Genomic DNA, 17,133 nt, shown 5'->3' with positions numbered 1-17,133 from the left:
GCGGAAACCCGGCCCGACGAAGCCCGCCCAGCGGCCACACCCCCGCCGGGCGCAAGCGCCGCTGCGGGAAAGCCCCGCCGCGGAAACGTCCGCGGGGGGCTTCACTGGCGTGCCGGGAACTCCTGGAGCCCCCCGGGAGTCGGATGCTATGCAGACAAAACCGGCGCCGCCCCGGCGCCCCCGGGGGAAGGCAGGAGCACGTGGAAGGCACAGCGCGAAGGGTGCCCATCGAACCAGGCACCGGCACCGGTACCGGCTCCGGCCAAGGCGGCCAGGGCGGCCAGGGCGGTCAGGGCGGTCAGGGCGGCCAGGGCGGCCAAGGCAGCGGCGGCCCAGGCACCCCGGGCAACGGCGGCCGCCCGGGCAACGGCGGCAGCCCGGGCAACGGCAGCTTCGCGTTCAACCCCGCCGACGAGGAACGCAGACGCGGCGTCCGCCGCATGAAGACGACGGCCACGGGCCTGCTCCTCCTCGTCGCCCTGATCTACGTCCTGGCGAAGGTCGCGCAGAACGCCTGGGGCGCAGGCGGCTGGGCCGGCTACGTCGCAGCCGCCGCCGAGGCCGGCATGGTCGGCGCCCTGGCCGACTGGTTCGCGGTCACCGCCCTGTTCCGGCGTCCGCTCGGCCTGCCCATCCCGCACACCGCGATCATCCCGACCAAGAAGGACCAGCTGGGGGTCTCGCTGGGCGAGTTCGTAGGGGAGAACTTCCTCTCCCCGGACGTCGTACGCGCCCGCCTGCACGCCCTTTCCATCGGCGGCCGGCTCGGCTCCTGGCTGGCCGAGCCCGCGCACGCCGACCGCGTCACCGCGGAACTGGCGACGGCGCTGCGCGGCGCCCTCACCGTCCTGCGGGACTCCGACGTCCAGGCGGTGGTCGGCGAGGCGATCACGCGGCGGGCGGAGACCGTCGAGATCGCGCCCGGGGTCGGCAAGACCCTGGAGCGGATCGTCGCGGACGGCGGCCACCGCCGCGTCGTGGACCTGGTGTGCGCCAGGGCCGCCGACTGGCTGGTCACGCACGGGGACTCCGTCATGGACGCGGTCCAGGGCGGCGCGCCCGGCTGGACCCCGAGGTTCGTGGACCGCAAGGTCGGCGAACGCGTCTACAAGGAGCTCCTCCGCTTCGTCACGGAGATGCGGGACATGCCGCAGCACCCGGCTCGCAGTGCGGTCGACCGCTTCCTCACGGACTTCGCGGCGGACCTCCAGTCGGACTCGGACACCCGGCTGCGGGTGGAGCGGCTGAAGTCGGAGATCCTGGCGCGCGGCGAGGTCCAGGACGTCATCGCCTCAGCCTGGTCGGCGATCCGGTCGATGATCCTCTCGGCCGCCGAGGACGAGCGGAGCGAGCTGAGGCTCCGGGTCCGGGCCTCCCTGATGTCCCTCGGTGCGCGGCTGGCCTCGGACGGCCGGCTCCAGGCCAAGGTGGAGGGCTGGATCGAGGGAGCGCTGGTGTACGTGGTCACGAACTACCGGACCGAGATCACCTCGCTGATCACCGACACGGTGGCGGGCTGGGACGCCGAGCACACCTCCCGCAAGATCGAGGCGCACATCGGCCGCGACCTGCAGTTCATCCGGATCAACGGCACGGTGGTCGGCGCCCTGGCGGGCCTGCTGATCTACTCGGTCTCCCAGGCCCTGGGCGCATGACGCGCCGGAAGCGACGCGACGCACGACGGAAGTGACAGAACGCAAGCAGCGGGACGGAAGTGGCGGGGGACGGGGCGCGCCCACCCCGCCACCCCGCCCCGCCGGGCACCGGCTACGCCCCTACCAGGGCTCAATCCACGGCCGGCGACCCCGGGCCGGCCACCCCGGGCCGGACGCCCAAAGCCGGACACCCAAAGCCGGACACCCAAAGTCGGACACCCAAAGCCGGATGCCCAAAGCCGGACGTCCCGGCCGGTCAACCCCGGCCGGTCAACCCCGGTCGGCGACAGCCCAGGAGGCCGTGGCGACGACACCGGCGACGCCGAGCACGGCCGGCCAGGCGCCGATCTTCTTGGCCAGCGGGTGGGACCCGGCGAACGCCGCCACGTACAGCGTGCCGAGCGCCGCCGCGGCGGGGGTGCCCGCACGGCGGTACCACTCCCGGCCGGCGGCGATCCCGGCCGCGCCGAGCACGACCCCGCCCAGCGGCCGCTTCCGGGTGAACCGTGCGACCGCGTAACCGCCGACCAGCCCTGCGGCGGCCACTGCGGAAGTCGGTACCTGAGCCATGAAACCTGTCCCTTCGCCGGAAGTCGTTCCTTCGAGGCTAACGCGATCGTCGTACGAAACGACGGACGGCGAGCAATCCCACCAGCAGCACCACGCCACCGACCACGGTGTCCGGTACGGCCTTCTGCACGGGCGCGGGCAGCAGCGCGAGGAACCCCAGCACGAGCAGGAACGTGAGGGCTACCGCGCCGAGCGCGCCGACCAGTCTCTCCATGCCCCTCCAACGCCCGGGGCGCCCACCCGACACGGCCACCCGACACGCGGGGATTTGTCGCACACTCGCCGCATCCGCCGATCCCGTGGCTCAGGGAACGTCCCGGCCGTACATTCACTCTCCATAGGGGAGTAAATGCCCCACCCCTCGCAGGATCGGAATGAAACCGGTGATCTGTTACGGACCGACGGTCCTCGACCTCGCGGACGAACTCCTCGACGCCTACGCCGAGGTGTTCTCGGCCCCGCCGTGGAACGAGAACGAAGAAACCATTCGCCAGTTCGCGGGCCGGCTGACCGCCGACGCCCGCCGCACCGGCTTCCGTACCGCCCTCGCCCAGTCCGAGGCCGGCGTCGACGGCTTCGCCACCGGCTGGCTGACCCAGGCGGCCTTCCCCGCCGACCGCGGCTACGCCCAGGTCGCCGCCCAGCTCGGCCCGGACCGGGTCCGCGAACTCCTCGTCGGCGCCCTGGAGATCGACGAACTGGCCGTACGCCCCTACGCCCGCGGCCGGGGCACCGGCCGCGCCCTGCTCGCCGAGATCACCGCCGACGCTCCGGCCCGGCGCGCCTGGCTCCTCACCTCCCGCACGGCAACGGACACGGTCGCCACCTACCACCGCCTGGGCTGGCACGAGGTCGACCCCCTCCCCGGCACCCACAACGCCGTGGTGGTCTTCCTCTCCCCCCACCACCCCGGTCACTGAGCGTTACAACCCCTCACCCCCGGGGCATCCCCGCCCCATGACCACACCACCGCCCGCACAGCCACCCCACACCGGCAGGGCCACTACAGCCGGCAGGCCCGGTAGAGCCGCCAGGGCGGTCACGGCGATCGAGACCGGCCGGCGGCAACTGAACCTGGCGACCCACCACCAACTCCGCCAGGCCGGCGTGCCCGCCGGCACCATCCGCAGCCGCTGCCGCCCCGGCGGCCCCTGGCAACGCCTGCTGCCCCGGGTCCACCTCCTCCAGACCGGCCCCCCGGACCACCGCCAGCGCGCCCTCGCCGCAGTCCTCTACGCCGCCGAGCCCACCGCCGGCGACCCCCTCTCCGGCGCCACCGCGGCCCTCACCGGCGGAGCCGCCCTCGCACTGCTCGGCGTACGCGGCGCGCCCCCGGCCCCGTACGACGTCCTGATCCGCGCCCCGCGCCGGCTCCGCCCGGCCGCCGACGCCCGGCCCAGGTCCACCGCCCGCTGGCCCGCCACCATGTCCGTCACCGGCATCCCCTGCGCCCGTCCGGTCCGCGCCGCCGCGGACTTCGCGGCCCGCGCCGACGACCCGGACCTGGTCCGCTCGGTCCTGGCCCACGTGGTCCAGTCGGGCTGGTGCCACCCCACCGACCTCCACACCGAACTCCGGGCCGCCCGCCTCCTCAACCACCCGGCGGCCCGCACGGCGGCCACCGAACTCCTCGCCGGCACCCGCTCCCCGGCGGAGGCCCGCGCCCGAGAGACCCTGGCAGCCACCGACCTCCCGGCCCCCCTCTGGAACGCCCGCCTCTACTCCCCGGACGGCCGCTTCCTCGCCACCCCGGACGCGTACTGGCCGGACCACGGCGTGGCCCTGGAGATCGACTCGGTGGAGTACCACTTCACCCGCGACGCCTGGCACGCCACCCTCCTCCGCCTCGAATCCCACGGCATCCTGGTCATCTCCACCACCCCCTCCCTCCTCCACACCACCCCCCAAACAGTCGTCTCTGCCCTCCGCACCCTCCTGGCCCTGTCCACCACCCGCCCCGCCCCAGCACCGGTCCGGATCCTCGGCGACCATCAGCTCCAGATCTTCGATGTCCCGGGATAGCGGCAGGGACTCCTGCACGGTGGCAGAAGCCGCAGTGGCTATGCCGCACACTTGTGGGGGTCGTTGTCAGTGGGGCATGTCACCCTCTGTGATGGCTGGTGGCACAGGGCGCCAGCTCGGTACGTGTTCGAAGGAGGGTGCATGACCAGCACTGAGGCGGAGTTCACCTCTATTGAGATTTGTGCTGGAGCCGGCGGACAGGCCATCGGTCTGCACGAGGCGGGTTTCAAGCACCTCGCACTGGTGGAGATCGATCCGCATGCGGCTGCGACGCTGCTCAGCAACATCGACACACACCAGAAGTGGTCGTGGGAGAAGCAGCGCTGTGAGGTGCTGCAGATGGACGTCAACGATTTCCTTCCTGACGTCCACGTGACGAACAATGGCTCGGCTCTCCCGCAAGGTGAGCTCGACTTGCTGGCCGGCGGTGTCCCCTGCCCGCCCTTCTCCCACGCGGGAAAGCAGCTGGGCAAGAACGACGAACGTGATCTCTTCCCGCGGATGCTCGACCTCGTCGAGGAACTGAGGCCGCGGGCCGTGATGATCGAGAACGTGCGCGGGATCATGGACCCGAAGTTCTCCGATTACCGTGACTGGATCACGGCCCGGCTGGCCGGTGGGACCTACAGGAAAGAAGACGGGACCGAGGAGCCCGAAGAAGGTCTCGGATACGAGGTGTGCCGCTGGGGTGTCCTCGAAGCGAGCGATTTCGGCGTGCCTCAGCTCCGGCCGAGGGCGATCCTGGTGGCCATCCGGAGGGACGTCCTGAAGGGCCTCAAGTACGAGTGGCCGAGCCCCACCCACGAGGACCCGGTCAGTGTGGCGGAGGCGCTGCAGCCGACGATGTACGAGCGTTACGAGCAGTTCTTCGAGGGCGAGCACGCTGAGCGGGCTCGGAAGGCCTACGAGCGCTGGTACGACCAGGCCAAGAAGCGGGACGCGGAGCTCAAGGGCAAGGGGGGCGGCATCGCGCCCACGCTCGTCGGTGGTTCGAAGAAGCACGGCGGCGCCGATCTCGGTCCCAGCCGCGCCAAGGCCGCCTGGAAGCAGTTGGGTGTATCGGGCCTCGGCGTGGCCAACGACATCAAAACCTGCAACGTGAAGGGCTCCCACGAGCGGGATCTCCTCGGTGAGGGCGGACCGATGCTCACGGTGGAGCAAGCCGCGATCATCCAGGGCTTCCCCAGGGGCTGGGACTTCAGCGGAGGCAAGACCGCTCAGTACCGGCAGGTCGGCAACGCGTTCCCGCCCCCGGTTGCGGCGGCCGTCGGCAGGTCGATCATCGAGGTCCTCAAGGCCGCGCGCGAGCGGGACCAGGCCGAGGCGTAGTCAGGCCGTGCCCGCTTCATCTCGGCGGGCACGGCGCTTTTCCACCTCGGCAGCGATACGGACAGCGCAATCGGCTGCCGCCTCGTGCTCCCAGAACCGGAGCACTGTCCAGCCGGCCTCGGCCAGGCGCTGGTCCGTGTCCCGGTCACGGGCCATGTTGCCGGCCACCTTGTCGGACCAGTAGCCCGGATTGGTCTTCGGCGGCACGTAATGTTCGGGACAGCCGTGCCAGTAGCAGCCATCGATGAACACCGCGACCTTTGCGGGCCGGAAGACGATGTCGGCCGTCCTTCGGAGGCCGGTGATCGGGCGCGCCGCCACGCGGTAGCGCAGGCCCTGGGCATGCAGCAGGCTGCGGACGGTGCGCTCCGGCTTGGTGTCACGGCTTCGGATCGCCTGCATGTTCCGCCGACGAGAGGCCGACGAAGCCCATGATCCTTCGGGCGGGGTCCACGGCTCGCTCATGTCTGTCAGTCTTCCGTACTGGCCGACGCCGTGTGTGCGGGGAGGAGGGGAGCGGCTACCACGGGCTCTCCGGCCTCAGCCAGCGCCCAGGACTCCCCGCCGATCATGGCGGACGGCCTGCCGTCGCCCGGGAAGCTCCTCACCACCCGGGCGCTGACGAAATCGCCCTCCCCAGGGACCGGGAGTGCGAGCTGCCGGGCGATTTCCTGGTGGGCCAGGTAGTCCCCCATGATCAGGATTCCCTCAGGCCGGAGTGAGGACCGGGCGCCACCGTTTCCCCGCACTCGCTTCATGTAGTCCTTCTGCTGCGCGACGGTGCGTACGACGTTGCGTCCGATCCGGCGGTGCTGAACCCGCCGGAAGAGCTCACTGAGCCTGGCCTGGCCTGACCGCTGGGCGAATACGGCTTCGCGGTCAGCGGTCTCCATGTGCAACAGGGTGTTCTCCGGGAGCTCCGCGTCATGCCAGAGCCAGAGTATTTCCCTCCGGTGCCCGGCCTTCACCGTCAGCTTCATGTCCCGATTGCTGCCGCCGTTGAGGAGTTCGGGAGTGATGCGGAGCAGGCCGGCGCTCCAGCGGCTCTTGTAGTCGTTTGCCCACACGAGCAGACACAGGTGTCCCACAGCCTCCGGCGGGATCATCCAGCCGCCGAACTGCTGGGAGTACTTGCAGTCGACGTCCACGCCGGCGATCCGGTAATCCATCTCCAGACCGTCGTCGAACGTGAACTCGCGCTGGAGGTTGATCTCGACAACGGTGCCGGCGTGCGTCTTCTCCGTTTTGAACAGGGTCTTCCAGTCGTACCTGCCGGTCACCTCGCCGTTCAGCAGCTGATCGATCGTGTCTCGTAGTACTCCGGCGAACCGCAGTCCTGCCGGATCGAGTCGGCGCAGCTCCGAATGGACCAGGGCTAGCTCAGGATCGTCCGCCGGCATTGCACGGGACGCGATGCTCACGGCTGCGGACACATCCGGGAACGGCAAGTGGACCACCTGTCTGACGAGTTGGGCAGCCGTGCAGCAGCTGACCGCTGGGTGTGTGCGAGCTTACCGGCGGGCGGCCCCGGCGCGCCGGCCTGCCTACGGCTCAGCTGCCAGTCCCGAGCACGAGCCCGAGCATCAGGATTGCCAGGGTCAGGGTGCTCGCGAACGCGACGGCGCCCATGATGACGGCCCCGGCCGCGGACCTCTGGTCCCATCGGGCCAGTGCGACTGCGGCCCCCGCGACGAGCAGCGCGAACACGACGGCGATGGCGATGGAGAGGAACAGCGCGGACAGGGAAATGTTCAGCATGTGAACGGTCAACTCCATGGAAGAGGGAATGCCGGAGCTGCTGTCCGGCGTCGGAGCAGGAAGAAGAGGAAGAGCGGCGACTGTTCCCGCTCCGTGCTGCCGGAATCCGGCCAGGGTGCTCTCAGGGTGCTGCGTAGGCCTACGCCTGTTCATTTCCTCCCGGTGGCAGCGCCGCGCGCATCACGAGTTCCGCCTGGGTGGTGAGCCCCGCGCTCATGAGGGCGATGGCGAGCCGAATGCTCTCCTCCTGGCTGCGTTCCCGGCCGCTGAGCAGGAGGGCTTCCCCGAGCGCGGCGTCGCCGCTGGCGTACAGTTCGGCGGCCGCGGTGCAGAGCTCTCCGTGAGTGAGAGTCCGGCTCGCCGACCATGCGATGCCGATGACGGCACGGCGGTCGCCCGCAGCCTGAGCGGCACGGAGGGCGCCGACGGTCTCGCCGACCTTCCCGCTTTCGTTGTTGTGCCGGTCCTGCGCCGGTCCGTGTGCCGGAACCGTGCCGGAGGGCGCCGTATCGCCTGCGGGCGCACCGATCGCCTTTGGTGCGGGGGCCTGGAGAGAGATCCGGCCAGCCGCCTTGATGTCGCTCCTCTCCTGAGGCGATGCCAGGACGGCGCCGCGCAGAGCAGCGGTCTTCCGCTGTTCCTCCAGGTGCTCGAACGGGATCAGGCGGGCGTCGGTGCGCTTGCGCTCGCTTACCGCGTCGTACATCGCACGGAGCTTTACGGCAGACGGTACGCGGCGCCCGGTCCAGTAGTTGGAGAGTGTGCCCAGCGGGATGCGCAGGTACTTCGCGCGTGCCCCCTGCTTCTTCGTGGGCATGGCGCCTATGAGCGCGCGGAAGCTCGCGACGTATGCCTGCCGGGCCGGACTGCAGCCGGGCCAGTAGGCCTTGCGGACCTGCCCGAGGGCAGCCATGAGTACTCCTCTGCACGGAATTTGATGAAAGGTCAGTCTGTCCTGCCTGCCCGCATGGTGCGCAACTAGGAATGATCCGTTCCGGAGATTTGATGTTTGCGCTTCCTTCGGTCGCGCGCCGGGTGTTTGCGTTTTGCGGAGCAGGCCGGATGGAGGTGTTTGCGTTACGGCGAAAACATCCGGATCGACTTGATCCAGGTGGTGTGGGGCCCTTCCAATGGGGTTCTGCCGCTGGGCTTCACACACCAGGGGTGCTCGTCATCGAAATCATTCCGGGGAGAAATCGTGGTAATCGCTGACATTCCTTCGTGGCGCAATGAGCGTCTCGCGACGATGGTCCGCTGCGCGCTCTGGCTGGTTGCCGAGGTTGGTGTAGGGGAGGTCTTCACGAAGACCCAGCTCCGGGAGGCCTTTCCGGAGACGTCTCAGATCGACCGGCGTATGCGCGACCTCAGGGACCGCGGCTGGCGTATCGCGACAAATCGGGATGACGCGACCCTGAGTCCGAGCGAGCACCGCTTCGTGGAGATGGGTGCGGAGGTCTGGAAGCCCGGGCAGTCAAGGGTGAAGCAGGCAGCAGCTGTCTCGGCTCCACAGCGGCGTGAGATCCTCGACCGTGATGATCACCTGTGCCGCGTGTGCGGAATCACGGCCGGCGAGCCGTATGAGGGTGGCATCGAAACGGCGCAGCTGGATCTCGCACGCAGGGAGGTTGTCAAGCCCGGCGGCGTAGTCGTCGAGCTGGTGACGGAGTGCCGCAGATGCCGGATCGGCGGCCGTGGCCGGCAGACCGACGTTACGGGTGTGCTCGGACACGTGGGTCAGATGAGCCGGATGGAGCGGGAGCTCTTCACCCAGTGGGTGGCGGCAGACCGCAGGGACTTCAGCCTGCTGGAGCGGCTGTGGGGGCAGTACCGGAGCCTGCCGGCGGAATCGCGGGAGACTGTCCGCCAGGCACTTGAGCGGGCGTAGCTCCGCCTGTGGACGGCCGGGAGTACGACAGGGCTGAGGCCCGATATCAAGGAGACCTGTGGGGATGCTGAAGTTCGACCTTCCTCCGAATGCTGTGGAGAAAGCCGAGTTCGTTGCGCGCCGGCTCAAGGAGACTGCGGAAGGCGACGGAGTCCGGGAGACCGTCACCGTCGACTGGAACGGCCGGGCCCTGCATGTCGGCGTGATCGACATGCCGCTGCGCGACCTGTATTACAACCCCGCGACCCACCGGATCAGGGCGCAGCAGGGCCACGATCCGGATCTCGCCCGGGGGCTGGAAGAGGACCCGTGGAAGCCAGAGAGCCAGGAGTACCTGAACCGGCTTCTGGTCGGCAGGCCTGCGAACCCAGACGAGGTCGACCCCGACTTCGAAGCTCTGCTGGAGAGCCTCAGGAGCGTGGACCAGCAGGAGCCAGGTCTGATCACGCACGAGGGAATCCTGGTCAACGGCAACACCAGGGCGGCTGCTCTCCGGAAGCTCAAGCGCCCGTCGATCCGGGTGGGAGTGCTGCCCCCCTCCTTCACCTGGGAGGACATCAACGCGGTTGAGCTGGCGCTTCAGCTCCGGCCCGACAAGCGGCGGGACTACTCCTACATCAACCGTCTCATCGCGATGGAGGAGCAGGAGCTGATCGGCCGTGACGCGGCTGACATCGCACGTGCTTTCCACGTCCAGCTCAAGACCTTCAGGCAGGAGCGCTGGATCCTGGGTGTCATCAGGGACATGATCGACCGGAGCGCCACACCTGAAGGTGCCCAGCTGGCACTGTCTGACTTCGAAGGACACCAGGAGAACCTCAAGGAGTTGCACCGCACCTACCTGAAGGCGGAGGCCTCCAGCCAGGAGCGCGCCGAGCAGCTCAAGGAGAACCGGATTGTTGCCATCCTCCTTGACTTCGCGAAGACGAAAACGCGTCTCATCAACGAGGACTTCCAGTCGGTGTACATGGAGGGGAACCTGCCGGAGCTGATGAGCTCAGAGGTGGGCGAGTCGCCGGCTGCTGTGGCGATTCCGGGACTCGGCGTCTCGGTGCCCGCCGCATCCGATCCCGTCCGGCAGGCCCGCGCGGCCACGGACCGGGTTCTCCGGGCCAGGGCCACCGAGGAAGCCCGCCACCTGTCTGCCGAGGTACGGGAAGCGGCGCAGCAAGAAGTAGTTGACGTGCGCCGGGGGATGAGGCGGGCACTCGATGAGGCTGAGCGCGACGACAGGCTGAAGCGGGTCCGCCAGACGACGGCGGAACGCCTCGATGACGCCCGCGCGGCCATTGACCAGAGCGTTGTCGACCTCGTACAGGCCCTGGGCAAGGACAGCCTGGACGAGGACAGCTTTGACAGTGCGCTGCTGGGACTCAAGGTGAGCCTGACGAAACTGGCGCGGCAAGCGAGCCGGGGGGTACGCAGGCGAGGACAGGGCATGACCTGGCTGATCAACGCAAGTGAGGACTGAACGTGCTCGACATGGTGGAGCCGTCTCTCAGACTGGGTTTTGACGAGACCAGAACGAAGGTCGTCTTCAGGGCCCTTCCCGGTGATCAGCCCCAGCTCGTCAGGCTGATCGCCCGCTTCAGCAGTGGTACCCAGCGGGGAAACCTGGCTGCAGAGGTGGACCTTGAGGAATTCCTGTCCCGCCTCACACTCCTCAGCCACTGGCATGACCCGGCCGGCGTAGCGTTCGCGCCCGACCTCAAAGACCTCGCTGAGGCATCCGTCCGGGATGCCCAGGCGGTCGAGGCCCGGCTCACTGCGGGCAGCCGGGGCGATGACGTCACGGGCACGGTTGGCGCGTCGGACGTTCCCGGGCTCCTGGGGGAGTCCTGGGCGGCACCACTGACGAGCTTCCAGATCCGCGACATCGCGAAGCTGATGTCGCTCACTCACGGAGCGAACTTCAGCGTGCCCGGAGCCGGCAAGACCCGTACGGCTCTGGCCGTGTACGCGGCTCTGCGGCAGGCAGGGGCGGTCAGGCGGCTGCTCGTCGTCAGCCCGAAGTCCGCATACGAGGCCTGGTGTGACGAGGCAGCCCTCTGCTTCATCGATCCGCCGACCGTACGGATCTTCAAGCGCAGTCCGGACGGCGACGCGGAGATATTGCTCGTCAACTACGAAAGGCTGAACCGGTACCAGTCACAGCTCGCCGACTGGCTCAGCATGGGTCCGGCCATGATGGTTCTGGATGAGGCGCACCGGATGAAGCTCGGGGTCAGGGGCACGTACGGCGCCACCTGCATGGCCCTGGGCCCGCTCGCCCGCCATCGGCTGATCCTCACGGGGACTCCCGCGCCGAACGGTGCCAAGGACCTGGAGAGCCTGCTGTCCTTCGTGTGGCCGGGACACGGCAGGAGTGCGGTGGACAGGGCGGTGGCCGGCGGCAACCTGGCGCACGCGAGCAGGGTTCTGCGGCCGCTGTTCACACGCACCACGAAGAAGGAACTCGGACTTCCGCCGGTCGAGGTCCGGGTCAAGTACGTGGAACTCCCTGCGGCCCACCGCACGCTCTACTCCGCCCTGCAGAACCAGCTCGTAGGCCTGGCGCCCCGGGAGCAGGAAGAGTTCACCAGACTCGGCAAGATCCTTGTGTACCTCATGATGGCCAGTACGAACCCGGCGCTGCTGGAGGCAGGATCGGACCGCCATGAGCCCCTTCCCTTCTACGTTCCGCCCCTGAAGCCGTCTGATGGCCTGCCGCTGAAGGAACTCATGCGGGACCTCCCCCGCTATGAGACATCGCCCAAGTACGAGGCCGTATTGCAGGCCGTCTCCGAGAACGCCCGCGCAGGGCGGAAGACTCTGGTGTGGTCCACTTTCGTCAGGAACCTGACCACACTCGCGGGAGCGCTCGGCAAGTTCAGGCCCGCCGTCGTGCACGGGGGCACCGTGGACCGCGACGAGGAGATCCGCAGGTTCCGTGAGGATCCCGACTGCATGGTGCTGCTGTCCAATCCGGCGACTTTGGGTGAAGGGATCAGCCTTCATCATGTGTGCCACGACGCCATCTATGTGGACAGGGATTTCGCCGCTGGAAGGTTCCTGCAGAGTCTCGACCGGATTCACCGGCTCGGACTTGCCGCCGATACGGAAACACGCGTCACAGTGCTCATCGCACGCGGGACCATCGACGGCATCGTCCATGACCGGCTGGGCCACAAACTGGAGTTCATGGGCAAGATCCTCGACGACCCGACGGTCCAGGAGCTGGCCGACCCCGAGGAGGACGTGACCCCCTGGGGCATGGACTCCGCGGATCTCCAGGCGCTGATCGGGCACCTGGAACAGCCGCCCGGCTGAGGGCGCGGGCGGCTCCTCGCCGTGTCATGAGCCTAGGGCGCGCCGTGGCACTGGGCGTAGGGCTTGGTGGAGGTGCACCAGCAGGGGGAGGTGGGGGAGGGGGGCCAGGGGGTGGCTTTGCCGCGGGCGGCGAGGGTGGTGGCGTATTCGGCCAGGAGGGAGGGGGAGGCCGGGGATGTCTTCTCGGAGGCGGCGAAGGCTTCGTAGGAGGGGACGCTGCCCGTGACGATGCCGAGGTTGTGGGTGCCGGAGGCGGCGAGGCTGCGGAGGGAGGTCTCGACGGCGGTCAGGTGGGCCGCGTGGGAGGGGTATTCCGTGGCGAGGGTGGGGTAGGCGGTGAGGAGTTCGGTGAGCTCCTCGACCGGCCAGTGGAGCAGGGCGACCGGGAAGGGCCGGGAGAGGGCGGCGCGGCGGTCGCCGAGTTCGGCGCGGAGGCGGGCGATCTCGGCGCGGAGTTCGGCGGGGTCGTTGGAGCCCAGGGCCCAGATGCGCTTGGGATCGTGGAGTTCGTCGAGCGGGACCGGGCCGGTGTGGCGGGTGTCGGCGACCATGTCCCATTCGTCGTGCGGGAGCGCGAGCAGCCGGCGGACCCGGTGGCGGCCGGTGAGCAGGGCGGTGGTCGCCGGAGTGAGGGGGTCCGATTCCTTGACGAGAAGGGTGGCGGCCTCCGTGAAGCACTCCTCGGAGTCGGCCAGTTCGTCGTGGGCCTCCAGGGCTTCCGCGATCACCTCCCAGGGGGCCGGGTCGGTGGGCGCGGCGGCGCGGATGCCGGAGATCAGGGTGCGGGCCTCGGCCTCGTGGCCGTACTCCCAGAGGTTGGCGGCCTGGAGGGCCTTCACCAGGTGGGGGTCGGCGGGGTCGGAGGACAGCAGCTGGTCGTAGAGGGTGCTCGCCCGCTCCCGTTCGTCGGCCAGTTCCAGGTGGGCCGCGGCCTGGAGGAGCAGTGGCTCCTGGTCCTCGGGGTAACGGGTCGCCGTGCGGATCAGACGCTCGGCTTCGGCGATGTGCTCGGCAGGCGTGTCGGGGCGCATGGTTCACACCGTACTGCCGCTGGTCAGTTGAGGGGGGAGGTCCTAGGGTGCCGGCCGTGAGAGATCGCATACCGGTGGTCGTGCAGCGGCGGGGGCGCGGGGTGCCGGCCCGGGTGCTGTCCCGGGGACTGTGGGGTGCGGCCGAACTGGCGGTCACCTTCGGGGTGGTCGTGTTGTTGCTGGTGGTGCACCAGGTGTGGTGGACGAACCGGCAGGCCGTCGCCGGGGCGCGCGAGCAGGTGGCGGCGTTGGAGGGCGAGTGGGCCGGCCCTTCCCCGTCCCCTGACCCTTCCCGTTCCCTTGATCCTTCCCGTTCCCTTGATCCTTCACGTTTTCCTGAGCCTCCGCCTTCCCCTGACCGTGTGCGTGACAGTGACCGTGCTGGTGGCTCCGGTGGCTCTGGTGGTTCTCGTGTTTCCGGGGGTGCGGATGGTTCCGGGGGCACCGGTGGTGGCGGTGGTCGGGAGCGGGGGGCGTACGCCGTGTTGCGGATACCGCGGCTCGGGGTCGTGGTGCCGGTGGCGGAGGGGATCGGGCGGCGGAGCGTGCTCGACAAGGGGTACGTGGGGCACTACCCGGGGACGGCGGGGCCGGGGGCGCAGGGGAACTTCGCGCTGGCCGGGCACCGCAACACGCACGGTGAGCCCTTCCGGTACGTGAACCGGCTGCGGGCGGGGGACGAGATGTACGTCGACGTGCGCGGGCGACGGTACGTGTACGTGGTGGGGAAGGTGCTTCCCCAGACCTCGCCGCGGGACACCGGGGTGATCGCGGAGGTGCCGAGGAGTCTGGTGCGGCCCGAGTTCGGATACGACGGGCCCGGGGCGTACATCACGCTCACCACCTGCACGCCCGAGTACAGCTCCAGGTACCGGCTGGTGGTGTGGGGAACCCTGCGCTGATGCGGTGCGGATTTCTTTCGGCGGGGCGGGAACTCCTGTTCGGCGGGGTGCGTTGTGCGGGAGAGTGCCGGGTGGTCCGGTGATCGTGAGCACGGGAGGAGGGGAAGGGATGGTCAAGGGGTTCCGCGGTGCGTTCGCGCGGCTCGGGCCGGTCGCCGCGCCTGTTCTCCTCGTGTTCTTCGCGCTCCTGCTCGGGTCGGCCCTGGTGGGCTCGGCCGTGCCGGGCGAGGGCGGGCTGATCTCTGCCGTGACCTTCGCGGCCACGGCCGTGCTGGGGTGCGTCGCCCTGGTCGCGCGCGCCGCCTCGCCCGTGCCGCCCACCCGAATACGCACCGCGATCCGTGATCGCGAGCAGCGTACGGCGTTCCTTCCGCAGCGTGATCCCGATGCCTCGAGCCGTTCCCGGCCCAGGGCGCCCGGTCGGCCGTTCCTGACGGCCGCGTAAGGGTTCCCCTCCTTTTCCGCAGGGGTTTCTCTTCTTTCTTCTTTCGGGTCTGCTGTGCAGTTGTGCTCCTGTGGTTGTGAGCGCTGACCCTCTTGTGCGTGGTCCGTCGCACCGAGATTCCTTCTTTCGGTGCTGCCGTGCGGCCCTGTCCCGGCGCGCGGTGGCAGGACTGACCCCGGAGGGTCCACGTGTCCGTTTTCGCTGTGTTCGCCCTGCTCGTTTCCCGGCTCGCCGATGTGCTCGATCCGGTCTTCGCGGCTTCCGCCACCGCGGCCGCGATCGTGATGTTCACCGTTCTCGTACGGGTCGCCCTGCACCCGCTGACCCGGGCGGCCTTCCGCGGTGAGCGGGCCAGGGCCGCGCTGGCGCCGCGGCTGGCCGAGCTGAAGCGCCGCCATCCCGGGCCGAAGAACGCGGACCGGCTGCAGAAGGCGGTCCTCGACCTGCACGCGGAGGCAGGTACCTCTCCGCTGGCCGGATGCCTGCCGATGCTGGTGCAGCTGCCGGTGTTCTTCGTGATGTACCGGGTGTTCTCGTCGGGGAGCGTCGGCGGGAAGGTCAACGGGCTGCTCGCCGAGGGGCTCCTCGGTGCGCCGCTGGGCGGGACGTGGGGGGATGCGCTCGGGGACGGCGGTCCGTTCGGCGCGCAGGGGCTGGTCTTCCTCGGGCTGTTCGCGGCGATCGCGGCGGTGGCCGTCTGGACGGTGCTGCGGGCGCGGCGGGCCATGGCGGCGGGAAAGGGTCCGGTGCTGCCGGCGGCCGGGACGGACGCGGACGAGCCGGGGGCGGCGGTGATGCGGCAGATGGTGAAGGTGATGCCGTTGATGGCCTTCGGGACGCTGGTCACCGCGGCCGTCGTACCGCTGGCCGCGGGTCTCTACCTGCTGACCACGACCGCGTGGACGGCGGGCGAGCGCGCCTGGCTCCAGTACCGATGGGAGAAGAAGGAAGCGGTGGAAATCGGCGCATAGCGGGTCGAAGGTGGAAGGTTACGGTCCAGTCTGTGAACAGGGTTTGCGGATCGGACCGGCATCTTGGAGGATCGACCAATCCTCCGATGGCCGCAACCCATCGTCCGGCCCGGGGCATGCCCAGGGCCGACCAATCTCGACCACGGGAGAATGCCCATGAAGCTGCTGCGTGTCGGTCCGGTGGGGGCTGAGCGCCCCGCGCTGCTCGACCAGGACGGGACCCTCCGGGACCTCTCCGGCCTCGTTGCGGACGTGGACGGCGAGCTCCTCGCCGACGACTCCGCGCTGTCCCGGGTGCGCGACGCGGCGGCCTCCGGCGAGCTTCCCGTGCTCGACGCGGAAGGGCAGCGCATCGGTTCGCCCGTCGGGCGCATCGGCAAGATCGTGGGCATCGGCCTGAACTACCACTGCCACGCGGCCGAGGTCGGCGCGGAGGCGCCCGCCGAGCCGATCGTCTTCATGAAGGCCCCCGACACCGTCGGCGGCCCGGACGACACCGTGCTGATCCCGCGCGGCAGCGTGAAGACCGACTGGGAGGCCGAGCTCGGCGTCGTCATCGGCGCCACCGCCCGTTACCTGTCCTCCGCCGAGGAGGCCCTCTCCCACGTCGCCGGCTACGCCCTGGTGAACGACGTCACCGAGCGCGCGTTCCAGAACGAGCGCGGCGGCACCTGGGACAAGGGCAAGAACTGCGAGACCTTCACCCCGATAGGCCCCTGGCTGGTCACCGCCGACGAGGTCGCGGACCCGCAGGCGCTGGGCGTGAAGCTGTGGGTCAACGGCGAGCTCAAGCAGGACGGTACGACCGCCAGCCAGATCTTCCCGGTCGGCGAGGTCGTGCGCTACCTGAGCCACTTCATGACCCTCCACCCGGGCGACGTCATCGTCACCGGCACCCCGGCGGGTGTGGCGGCGGGGCAGCCGGAGCCCAAGCCGTTCCTGCGGGCCGGCGACGTCGTGGAGCTGGAGATCGAGGGCCTCGGCCGCCAGCGCCAGGAGTTCAAGAGCGCGTAGCCGGCGGATGCCGGTGCAGGGGTGGGTGCCGCCTTCGGGCGGTACCCACCCCTGCTGCGTTCGCCCGGTGTCCGGGGGTGGAGGTTGGGGCCGGGGTCCGGGGTCGACGGTTGGGGCTGATGTCCGGGGCCGGAGGTTCGGGCCGGCGGTTGGGCGCCCGGCGTCCGTGTCCGGCGTCCGTGCCGGGAGTGCGTGGCTGGAGTGCGCGCCCGCCGTCTGTGTCTCCCGTCCGCGGTCGGTGG

18 protein-coding genes are annotated in these 17,133 nt (G+C 69.7%); 11 read left to right on the top strand and 7 right to left on the bottom strand.

Features of this window, described 5'->3' with window-relative positions; all coding sequences use genetic code 11:
- The first annotated feature begins 221 nt into the window (after positions 1-221).
- Complete coding sequence (locus AB0O36_RS11135) at positions 222-1,655, top strand: DUF445 domain-containing protein (RefSeq protein ID WP_365107279.1); 1,434 nt, start codon at positions 222-224, stop codon at positions 1,653-1,655.
- A gap of 270 nt (positions 1,656-1,925) precedes the next feature.
- On the opposite strand, the gene AB0O36_RS11130 is transcribed toward AB0O36_RS11135, so the two are convergent.
- Positions 1,926-2,225 carry a hypothetical protein gene (locus AB0O36_RS11130; protein WP_365107276.1) on the bottom strand — a complete coding sequence of 100 codons (300 nt, stop codon included), beginning with the start codon at positions 2,223-2,225 and terminating at the stop codon, positions 1,926-1,928.
- Positions 2,226-2,262: 37 nt separating this feature from the next.
- Positions 2,263-2,439, bottom strand: a complete 177-nt coding sequence (locus tag AB0O36_RS11125) for a hypothetical protein (RefSeq protein ID WP_365107274.1) — start codon at positions 2,437-2,439, stop codon at positions 2,263-2,265.
- A gap of 160 nt (positions 2,440-2,599) precedes the next feature.
- Here AB0O36_RS11125 and AB0O36_RS11120 point away from each other — a divergent pair, with 160 nt between their 5' ends.
- From AB0O36_RS11120 to dcm, 3 genes are all read left to right on the top strand, one after another.
- Positions 2,600-3,145 carry a GNAT family N-acetyltransferase gene (locus AB0O36_RS11120; protein WP_365107271.1) on the top strand — a complete coding sequence of 182 codons (546 nt, stop codon included), beginning with the start codon at positions 2,600-2,602 and terminating at the stop codon, positions 3,143-3,145.
- A gap of 37 nt (positions 3,146-3,182) precedes the next feature.
- A complete protein-coding gene (locus AB0O36_RS11115) occupies positions 3,183-4,247 on the top strand; it encodes a hypothetical protein (RefSeq protein WP_365107268.1) in 1,065 nt (354 codons plus the stop codon).
- A gap of 141 nt (positions 4,248-4,388) precedes the next feature.
- Positions 4,389-5,576, top strand: coding sequence for a DNA (cytosine-5-)-methyltransferase (gene dcm / locus AB0O36_RS11110; RefSeq protein ID WP_365107266.1), 1,188 nt, complete (start codon positions 4,389-4,391; stop codon positions 5,574-5,576).
- Here the strand turns inward: dcm and AB0O36_RS11105 are convergent, their stop codons facing one another.
- The 4 genes from AB0O36_RS11105 to AB0O36_RS11090 all read right to left on the bottom strand — a co-directional run bounded on the left by AB0O36_RS11105 (position 5,577) and on the right by AB0O36_RS11090 (position 8,247).
- On the bottom strand, positions 5,577-6,041 hold the full coding sequence (locus AB0O36_RS11105) for a very short patch repair endonuclease (RefSeq protein WP_365107263.1): 465 nt from the start codon (positions 6,039-6,041) through the stop codon (positions 5,577-5,579).
- Positions 6,042-6,046: 5 nt separating this feature from the next.
- Positions 6,047-6,976, bottom strand: a complete 930-nt coding sequence (locus AB0O36_RS11100; protein ID WP_365107586.1) for a NaeI family type II restriction endonuclease — start codon at positions 6,974-6,976, stop codon at positions 6,047-6,049.
- A gap of 151 nt (positions 6,977-7,127) precedes the next feature.
- On the bottom strand, positions 7,128-7,334 hold the full coding sequence (locus AB0O36_RS11095; protein WP_365107262.1) for a hypothetical protein: 207 nt from the start codon (positions 7,332-7,334) through the stop codon (positions 7,128-7,130).
- 139 nt (positions 7,335-7,473) lie between these two features.
- The gene (locus tag AB0O36_RS11090; protein WP_365107260.1) at positions 7,474-8,247 is read right to left on the bottom strand and encodes a hypothetical protein; all 774 of its coding nucleotides are present in this window, start codon (positions 8,245-8,247) and stop codon (positions 7,474-7,476) included.
- 285 nt (positions 8,248-8,532) lie between these two features.
- On the opposite strand from AB0O36_RS11090, the gene AB0O36_RS11085 reads away from it, so the two are divergent.
- The 3 genes from AB0O36_RS11085 to AB0O36_RS11075 all read left to right on the top strand — a co-directional run bounded on the left by AB0O36_RS11085 (position 8,533) and on the right by AB0O36_RS11075 (position 12,528).
- Complete coding sequence (locus AB0O36_RS11085) at positions 8,533-9,219, top strand: hypothetical protein (RefSeq protein ID WP_365107257.1); 687 nt, start codon at positions 8,533-8,535, stop codon at positions 9,217-9,219.
- A 64-nt stretch (positions 9,220-9,283) separates the two neighbouring features.
- The gene (locus AB0O36_RS11080) at positions 9,284-10,690 is read left to right on the top strand and encodes a transcriptional regulator (RefSeq protein WP_365107254.1); all 1,407 of its coding nucleotides are present in this window, start codon (positions 9,284-9,286) and stop codon (positions 10,688-10,690) included.
- A gap of 11 nt (positions 10,691-10,701) precedes the next feature.
- On the top strand, positions 10,702-12,528 hold the full coding sequence (locus tag AB0O36_RS11075) for a DEAD/DEAH box helicase (RefSeq protein WP_365107583.1): 1,827 nt from the start codon (positions 10,702-10,704) through the stop codon (positions 12,526-12,528).
- A gap of 32 nt (positions 12,529-12,560) precedes the next feature.
- On the opposite strand, the gene AB0O36_RS11070 is transcribed toward AB0O36_RS11075, so the two are convergent.
- Positions 12,561-13,559, bottom strand: coding sequence for an SEC-C metal-binding domain-containing protein (locus AB0O36_RS11070; protein WP_365107251.1), 999 nt, complete (start codon positions 13,557-13,559; stop codon positions 12,561-12,563).
- Between AB0O36_RS11070 and AB0O36_RS11065 the strand changes: the two genes are divergently transcribed.
- From AB0O36_RS11065 to AB0O36_RS11050, 4 genes are all read left to right on the top strand, one after another.
- Positions 13,472-14,461: a class E sortase gene (locus AB0O36_RS11065; RefSeq protein ID WP_365107248.1), complete on the top strand. Its 990-nt coding sequence runs from the start codon at positions 13,472-13,474 to the stop codon at positions 14,459-14,461. The genes AB0O36_RS11070 and AB0O36_RS11065 overlap by 88 nt on opposite strands.
- A gap of 109 nt (positions 14,462-14,570) precedes the next feature.
- A complete protein-coding gene (locus tag AB0O36_RS11060) occupies positions 14,571-14,906 on the top strand; it encodes a DUF6412 domain-containing protein (protein ID WP_365107245.1) in 336 nt (111 codons plus the stop codon).
- Between the two features lie 188 nt (positions 14,907-15,094).
- Positions 15,095-15,877 (top strand): membrane protein insertase YidC, encoded by a 783-nt coding sequence (gene yidC / locus AB0O36_RS11055; protein WP_365107243.1) that lies wholly within the window; start codon positions 15,095-15,097, stop codon positions 15,875-15,877.
- A gap of 156 nt (positions 15,878-16,033) precedes the next feature.
- On the top strand, positions 16,034-16,891 hold the full coding sequence (locus AB0O36_RS11050) for a fumarylacetoacetate hydrolase family protein (protein ID WP_365107241.1): 858 nt from the start codon (positions 16,034-16,036) through the stop codon (positions 16,889-16,891).
- Positions 16,892-17,133 lie beyond the last annotated feature (242 nt).

This window comes from Streptomyces sp. NPDC089799 (assembly GCF_040684755.1).
Classification (GTDB): domain Bacteria; phylum Actinomycetota; class Actinomycetes; order Streptomycetales; family Streptomycetaceae; genus Streptomyces.
Note: the sequence above shows the minus strand (reverse complement) of the source record. Positions and strands in the feature narration are given on the sequence as shown.